Raw genomic sequence first — 8,402 nt, forward strand, 5'->3', positions numbered from 1 at the left:
TCCGTTTACACCACAGTTGTCGCTCCAGCTTGTGGTGACTTCCACCGGCCAAGGCGTGTTACAACCTTGCAAGTCGATATCGCCAGAATCTACGATAACAGGTAATTCCATATCGTAGTGACGGCTTACACGGATCACTACAGGTACTGCCTGATTGCCACAGTCGTCTGTAATAGTGAACGTATAATCAATTTATTGTGTACAACCGTTGGTTACCACATCTCCTGCTACTCCGTATAAAGTACCACTGGTCTCTCCGTTTACGCCACAGTTGTCGCTCCAGCTTGTGGTGACTTCCACCGGCCAAGGCGTGTTACAACCTTGCAAGTCGATATCGCCGGAATCTACGATAACAGGTAATTCCATATCGTAGTGACGGCTTACACGGATCACTACAGGTACTGCCTGATTGCCACAGTCGTCTGTAATAGTGAACGTATAATCAATTTATTGTGTACAACCGTTGGTTACCACATCTCCTGCTACTCCGTATAAAGTACCACTGGTCTCTCCGTTTACACCACAGTTATCTCTCCAGCTTGTGGTGACTTCCACCGGCCAAGGCGTGTTACAACCTTGCAAGTCGATATCGCCAGAATCTACGATAACAGGTAATTCATCATCCGGTAGTACCGTAAAGGTTCCACTACATTGATCTGACTGATTACAATCGTCAGACACCTGAACCGACACATTATAAATTCCACCACATTTTGACGGACCTACAATCGGATCTCCTAAAATAACTGTGTTTCCCTGGGCATCCGTTACAATTATCTGAGTTTGCAGATTGGTTCCCCCTGTTGCCGTAAAACTGTTGTACCAAGCTTCAAACTGAGAATTAATATCAGCTTGACTTGAACAACTCGGCATTTGAACATTACTCGGACAATTCAATTGAATTGGCACCGGTGGAACAACCGTAATATCTACACTATTAGATGCTGTACACCCTTGAATACTTCCCAAAACAATAGTTGCTTCTACAGTATAATTTCCAGCTTCAGAAACAACCAAGGTATTAGTAGTTGCACCTTGTATTGCATTTCCGTTAAAATACCATTGATACACAAAATTATTAGTTGCCGGTAAAGCAGTAGCCGTTAAAGTAGTCGTTGTTTCTGTACAATCAATCAATGTATCTCCATCAATGGCTACATCAACTTCTAAATCGGCTCCTAATTCAATCGGACCAGCAATATCTTTAAGTTCTGCTGTAAATGAATCAGATGAACGCGTTTTAACAATTACACTACCAAAAGGGCTTATACATCCCACTTGTGTGGCTGAACTATCGAAACCTAAGGCCGTTAAATTGAACCCAAATTCATAAAAAATAATCGGGGCATAAGTCGAAGCAATATCTCCACTACTATTGATCGTTCCCCAACTAGGCGCGTCTACATTTGCTCCGGCATTAATTGCAGAAAAAATAGCTGTCGGATCACCTATATTTTTCAATTCAATTCTGGCATAGCCAAAACCACCGGCACCATCACCCCCGGAATAATTAACATAACTATTTCCGGCCTTTACAAATCTAAATGGTCTGTCCGGCAAAGTATTGAAATTATCAAAATAAGCTGTATTTTTATCATCAAGGCGCATCCAAATGTATATCTTACCTGTGACTCCTACACCTCCATTAGAAAAATCAAGTGATATAATGATATCTCCTAATTGAGTGGGCATACCTGTATTTGTAAACTGCCAAGCTGTTCTACCTCCGTCGGTTGCAGTTGAAACAATACCGCTCCCACCTACTTCTATTTTTTTTCTGAAATATTCAATATCAATATAACTATCACCATTATCATTTCTGGTTGATAGTCCGACAAATCCCCATTCCGGATTCAATAATATATCCGTTCCGTCACGTCTAAGATGTCCGAAAACATCAATGATATCATTCTTTTGAGGGACATCACCCAAACCGATAACCCAAGTATTAGGATTATCAAAATTTTTATTACTTTGTCCGGAAAATACATTTCCATCCTTATAATTTCCTGATGTTTGCTGGTCTCTCAAATAAACTGCATCTATCCAATATCTTCCGTCAACAACAGAAAAATACGGATATGCCATTCTTAGTTCAGCTGATGCATTAGGATCTGTTTGTAAATTCTGTATCTGACTCAATGCCGAAGCTGAAGTAACATCTATTACCCCTTTACCAGTACCTCCATTCAACTTAAACCAATCATCTGTGTTTTGTGGATTAGGCCAAACGGGATTTGTAAATGTTGTAACATCTGAATAAATATCAGCATCTACTCCAAAATTAGCTTTAACAGTTCCTTGTTCAATAATGATCTGTGAATAACCATTCGGTATATTCAACAAAAGCATTAAAATAAAAAAAAGATACACTAATTTAGTTTGCATTAAATTAGCATATCCTTCATTTATTTTCCATCTAAAAAGAATAAGGTCGAAACAACATATTCCTTTAATTCCATTAAAAATAGTTTTTACTTCCATAATAATTAGGTTTTATTCAACCAAATCAACTAGAAGTCAAATCCTTAGGAATGATTAAAAGGGGATGTTAAAAAAATCCTTTTTAAAAAGTTAAAAAATAATGATGAGTTAAAAAAGCAACTAGACAATTCTCAAAAAAGAGAATTCTTAAAAGTTCAATTGAGGGATAAAAACAAAGTAAAGATACTATTCAATTATTTGACAAAAAAAGAAGTCCAAAGCTAAATACACTTTTTTAACCTTTTTAACTTTACTTTCACAATTATAACGTTAAAAAGATGTTATTCAAAAAAGTCATCCCCCCATTCTCAAAAATAGGGTAAAAAAAAGAGGATCATATTTTATATGATCCTCTTAAAGAAAGGCGGCGACATACTCTCCCACAGGATAAAAAAAAGAGGATCATATTTTATATGATCCTCTTAAAGAAAGGCGGCGACATACTCTCCCACAGGATTGCAGTACCATCTGCGCTGTCGGGCTTAACTTCTCTGTTCGGAATGGGAAGAGGTGAGCCCCGACGCTATAACCACCTTAAGTTTTTAGTCTAAAGTAAAAATACTTTACTTAAGACTGCAACATCGGTTGCAATATTGTAACATACTGAGATAATAAAAAACCTTAAGAAAGTTCTCCCCCCGCCTTGCAGCGGGGAAGAGCGTGTACATAAGCTTACGGGTTATTAGTACTACTCGGCTATGACATTACTGCCTTTACACCTATAGCCTATCAACGTGGTCATCTTCCACGACCCTTAAAAGAAATCTCATCTTGTGGTGGGTTTCGCACTTATATGCTTTCAGCGCTTATCCCTTCCGAACGTAGCTACTCTGCGGTGCCCCTGGCGAGACAACAGATACACTAGAGGTTCGTCCAACTCGGTCCTCTCGTACTAGAATCAGATCCACTCAAATTTCTAACGCCCGCAGTAGATAGAGACCGAACTGTCTCACGACGTTCTGAACCCAGCTCGCGTGCCACTTTAATGGGCGAACAGCCCAACCCTTGGGACCTTCTCCAGCCCCAGGATGTGACGAGCCGACATCGAGGTGCCAAACCCCCCCGTCGATGTGAGCTCTTGGGGGAGATCAGCCTGTTATCCCCGGCGTACCTTTTATCCTTTGAGCGATGGCCCTTCCATACGGAACCACCGGATCACTATGCTCTACTTTCGTACCTGATCGACCTGTATGTCTCTCAGTCAAGCTCCCTTATACCATTGCACTCTACGCACGGTTACCAAGCGTGCTGAGGGAACCTTTAGAAGCCTCCGTTACTCTTTTGGAGGCGACCACCCCAGTCAAACTACCCACCAAGCAATGTCCCCTACATCCGCAGGGTTAGGCCTCAGACAAGCAAAGGGTGGTATTTCAACAATGACTCCACAACGCCTGGCGACGCCGCTTCAAAGTCTCCCACCTATCCTACACATCACGTGTCCAAGGTCAATACTAAGCTATAGTAAAGGTGCACAGGGTCTTTTCGTCCCACTGCGGGTAATCGGCATCTTCACCGATACTACAATTTCACCGAGCTCATGGCTGAGACAGTGTCCAGATCGTTACACCATTCGTGCAGGTCGGAACTTACCCGACAAGGAATTTCGCTACCTTAGGACCGTTATAGTTACGGCCGCCGTTTACTGGGGCTTCAATTCAATGCTTCTCCGAAGATAACATCTCCTCTTAACCTTCCAGCACCGGGCAGGTGTCAGGCCCTATACCTCATCTTACGATTTTGCAGAGCCCTGTGTTTTTGATAAACAGTCGCCTGGACCTTTTCACTGCGGCCAGCATTGCTGCTGGCGACCTTTCTCCCGAAGTTACAGGTCTATTTTGCCTAATTCCTTAGCCATGAATCTCTCGAGCACCTTAGGATTCTCTCCTCAACTACCTGTGTCGGTTTACGGTACGGGTACTTATAATCTAAGTTTAGAAACTTTTCTTGGAAGCCCTTAGGCACACTATCCCTTTGTCCGAAGACTCCGAGTACTATCGTATTTCACCAAAACCTACGGATTTGCCTATAGGTCTTATAGCTACATACTTCAACGAACACTTCCGTCAGTTCGCGGTGCTTTCATCACTCCGTCATTCCATCACAATTATAAGTAGTACGGGAATATTAACCCGTTGGCCATCGACTACCCCCTTCGGGTTTGCCTTAGGACCCGACTAACCCTCAGCTGATTAGCATAGCTGAGGAAACCTTAGTTTTTCGGTGTGCGGGTTTCTCGCCCGCATTATCGTTACTTATGCCTACATTTGCTTTTCTAAACAGTCCAGCAATCCTCACAGATCACCTTCAACCCAGTTTAGAATGCTCCCCTACCCATCTTTCGATGCCATAGCTTCGGTAGTATACTTATGCCCGATTATTATCCATGCTCGTCCGCTCGACTAGTGAGCTGTTACGCACTCTTTAAATGAATGGCTGCTTCCAAGCCAACATCCTAGCTGTCTAAGCAGACAAACCGCGTTTTTTCAACTTAGTATACATTTGGGGACCTTAGCTGATGGTCTGGGTTCTTTCCCTCTCGGACATGGACCTTAGCACCCATGCCCTCACTGCTGGTAAACATTTATTAGCATTCGGAGTTTGTCAGGAATTGGTAGGTGGTGAAACCCCCGCATCCAATCAGTAGCTCTACCTCTAATAAACTAAGCCAGCGCTGCCCCTAAAGGCATTTCGGGGAGTACGAGCTATTTCCGAGTTTGATTGGCCTTTCACCCCTACCCACAGGTCATCCGAAGACTTTTCAACGTCAACCGGTTCGGTCCTCCACTATGTGTTACCACAGCTTCAACCTGCCCATGGGTAGATCACACGGTTTCGCGTCTACCATTACCGACTATGGCGCCCTATTCAGACTCGCTTTCGCTACGGATCCACACCTGAAGTGCTTATCCTTGCCGGCAACGGTAACTCGTAGGCTCATTATGCAAAAGGCACGCCGTCACCCCAAAAGGGCTCCGACCGCTTGTAAGCGTATGGTTTCAGGATCTATTTCACTCCGTTATTCACGGTTCTTTTCACCTTTCCCTCACGGTACTGGTTCACTATCGGTCTCTCAGGAGTATTTAGCCTTAGCGGATGGTCCCGCCAGTTTCACACAGGGTTTCACGTGCCCCGCGCTACTCAGGATACCACTATCCTTATCTTCTCTTACTTATACGGGACTATCACCCTCTATGGTTAACCTTTCCAGGTTATTCTAATTCAATCCGTAAGAAATATCGTGGTCCTACAACCCCAATATTGCCGTAACAACATTGGTTTGGGCTAATCCGCGTTCGCTCGCCACTACTTACGGAATCACTTTTGTTTTCTTCTCCTCCGCCTACTTAGATGTTTCAGTTCAGCGGGTTCGCCTCCTATCGGATACTATGTCTTCAACATAGTGGGTTGCCCCATTCGGATATCTACGGATCTATTCGTATGTGCCAATCCCCGTAGCTTTTCGCAGCTTATCACGTCCTTCTTCGCCTCTGAGAGCCTAGGCATCCCCCATACGCCCTTATTTTGCTTATTGTACTTTAATACTTTCGTATTCTTTGTGTTTTCTTTCTACTTTGTTTTTTAGTATCTCAATATGTCAATGAACTTTTGATCTCTCGATCTCGTGGAGAATATCGGAGTCGAACCGATGACCTCCTGCGTGCAAGGCAGGCGCTCTAGCCAGCTGAGCTAATCCCCCGTCTCAGTGATCAGTTAACAGTCTACAGTTAACAGTAACTTTAAACGGTTAGCCAACACCTAGAATTTCCTATTCTTTAAAACTAAAATTAGTAGTCCCGGGCAGACTCGAACTGCCGACCCCTACATTATCAGTGTAGTACTCTAACCAGCTGAGCTACGAGACTCTGTATTTTTAGCTTTAATTTTTGAACTAACAGCGAGAGTAAAACTCATCTCGAATAAATCGTATCGATTTCTCTAGAAAGGAGGTGTTCCAGCCGCACCTTCCGGTACGGCTACCTTGTTACGACTTAGCCCCAGTTACTAGTTTTACCCTAGGCAGCTCCTTACGGTCACCGACTTCAGGTACCCCCAGCTTCCATGGCTTGACGGGCGGTGTGTACAAGGCCCGGGAACGTATTCACCGGATCATGGCTGATATCCGATTACTAGCGATTCCAGCTTCATAGAGTCGAGTTGCAGACTCCAATCCGAACTGAGACCGGTTTTATAGATTCGCTCCTTATCGCTAAGTGGCTGCTCTCTGTACCGGCCATTGTAGCACGTGTGTGGCCCAGGACGTAAGGGCCGTGATGATTTGACGTCATCCCCACCTTCCTCTCGGTTTGCACCGGCAGTCTCGCTAGAGTTCCCGACATTACTCGCTGGCAACTAACGATAGGGGTTGCGCTCGTTATAGGACTTAACCTGACACCTCACGGCACGAGCTGACGACAACCATGCAGCACCTTGAAAGACGTCCGAAGAAAGTCTAGTTTCCTAAACTGTCGTCTCCCATTTAAGCCCTGGTAAGGTTCCTCGCGTATCATCGAATTAAACCACATGCTCCACCGCTTGTGCGGGCCCCCGTCAATTCCTTTGAGTTTCACACTTGCGTGCGTACTCCCCAGGTGGGATACTTATCACTTTCGCTTAGCCACTCAGATTTGCATCCGAACAGCTAGTATCCATCGTTTACGGCGTGGACTACCAGGGTATCTAATCCTGTTCGCTCCCCACGCTTTCGTCCATCAGCGTCAATCATTTGTTAGTAACCTGCCTTCGCAATTGGTATTCCATGTAATATCTAAGCATTTCACCGCTACACTACATATTCTAGTTACTTCACAAATATTCAAGCCTTACAGTATCAATGGCAGTTTTCTGGTTGAGCCAGAAGATTTCACCACTGACTTATAAGGCCGCCTACGGACCCTTTAAACCCAATGATTCCGGATAACGCTCGCATCCTCCGTATTACCGCGGCTGCTGGCACGGAGTTAGCCGATGCTTATTCTTACGGTACCGTCAAGCCGGTATACATACCAGTGTTTCTTCCCGTACAAAAGCAGTTTACAACCCATAGGGCCGTCTTCCTGCACGCGGCATGGCTGGGTCAGAGTTGCCTCCATTGCCCAATATTCCTCACTGCTGCCTCCCGTAGGAGTCTGGTCCGTGTCTCAGTACCAGTGTGGGGGACCTCCCTCTCAGGACCCCTACCCATCATCGTCTTGGTGTGCCGTTACCACACCAACTAACTAATGGGACGCATGCTCATCTTGTACCGATAAATCTTTAATAATAAAGTGATGCCACTCTAAAATACCATGAGGTATTAATCCAAATTTCTCTGGGCTATCCCCCTGTACAAGGTAGATTGCATACGCGTTACGCACCCGTGCGCCGGTCTCAAGTTAGCAAGCTAACTCTACCCCTCGACTTGCATGTGTTAGGCCTGCCGCTAGCGTTCATCCTGAGCCAGGATCAAACTCTTCATCGTAGTATTTTTAATTTCGTACGATACTTGGTCATTCGTCTAATTAATTCGCCTTACTCTCTTTTTTGTATGCTGTCAATTCAATATGTCTATGAACGTGTCTTCTTTTTTATTCTCGCTATTCTTTCGTTTAGCGGGTGCAAAAGTACAACTTCTTTTTTAACCGGCAAGCTTTTTTTAATTTTTTTTCAAAAATTTTAAAACTCGTTTTTCTCAGTATTTCTCGTTAAATTTAAAACCTTAACGCTTCCAAAGAACTCTCATCTTGCGGAGGGCAAAGATACTGTGTTTATCCTTTACAATCCAAATATTTTTTCAAGTTTTTTTCAAAATATTTTTCCCGTTTTAACACCCTTTCTATGAACCTCTCAAACCTCCCTAAATCGCTTTATTTAAAAACATATCTCGGCTGATTTGCGGGTGCAAAAGTAGTAGCTTTTTCCATTCTCGCAAACTTTTTTAT

The 8,402-nt window shown here is 43.9% G+C and carries 2 protein-coding genes, 2 tRNA genes and 3 rRNA genes; all 7 read right to left on the reverse strand.

The annotated features are described in order from the left end of the window. Positions 1-192: 192 nt before the first annotated feature. The 7 genes from NHF50_RS02475 to NHF50_RS02505 all read right to left on the reverse strand — a co-directional run bounded on the left by NHF50_RS02475 (position 193) and on the right by NHF50_RS02505 (position 7,942). Entirely contained in the window at positions 193-366 is a 174-nt protein-coding gene (locus NHF50_RS02475; RefSeq protein ID WP_252774949.1) for a hypothetical protein, read from the reverse strand. Between the two features lie 81 nt (positions 367-447). Continuing rightward, positions 448-2,484 (reverse strand): hypothetical protein, encoded by a 2,037-nt coding sequence (locus tag NHF50_RS02480; protein ID WP_252774950.1) that lies wholly within the window; start codon positions 2,482-2,484, stop codon positions 448-450. Between the two features lie 427 nt (positions 2,485-2,911). Then, positions 2,912-3,021 (reverse strand): 5S ribosomal RNA (gene rrf / locus NHF50_RS02485). A gap of 125 nt (positions 3,022-3,146) precedes the next feature. Further along, positions 3,147-6,016, reverse strand: a 23S ribosomal RNA gene (locus NHF50_RS02490). 91 nt (positions 6,017-6,107) lie between these two features. Beyond that, positions 6,108-6,181, reverse strand: a tRNA-Ala gene (locus NHF50_RS02495). A 92-nt stretch (positions 6,182-6,273) separates the two neighbouring features. Beyond that, positions 6,274-6,347, reverse strand: a tRNA-Ile gene (locus tag NHF50_RS02500). A 77-nt stretch (positions 6,348-6,424) separates the two neighbouring features. Next, positions 6,425-7,942 (reverse strand): 16S ribosomal RNA (locus NHF50_RS02505). Together the 16S, 23S and 5S rRNA genes with 2 tRNA genes alongside form the textbook arrangement of a ribosomal RNA operon. Between the last annotated feature and the right edge of the window lie 460 nt (positions 7,943-8,402).

Source organism: Flavobacterium sp. NRK F10, assembly GCF_024054235.1.
GTDB classification, from domain to species: domain Bacteria; phylum Bacteroidota; class Bacteroidia; order Flavobacteriales; family Flavobacteriaceae; genus Flavobacterium; species Flavobacterium sediminis.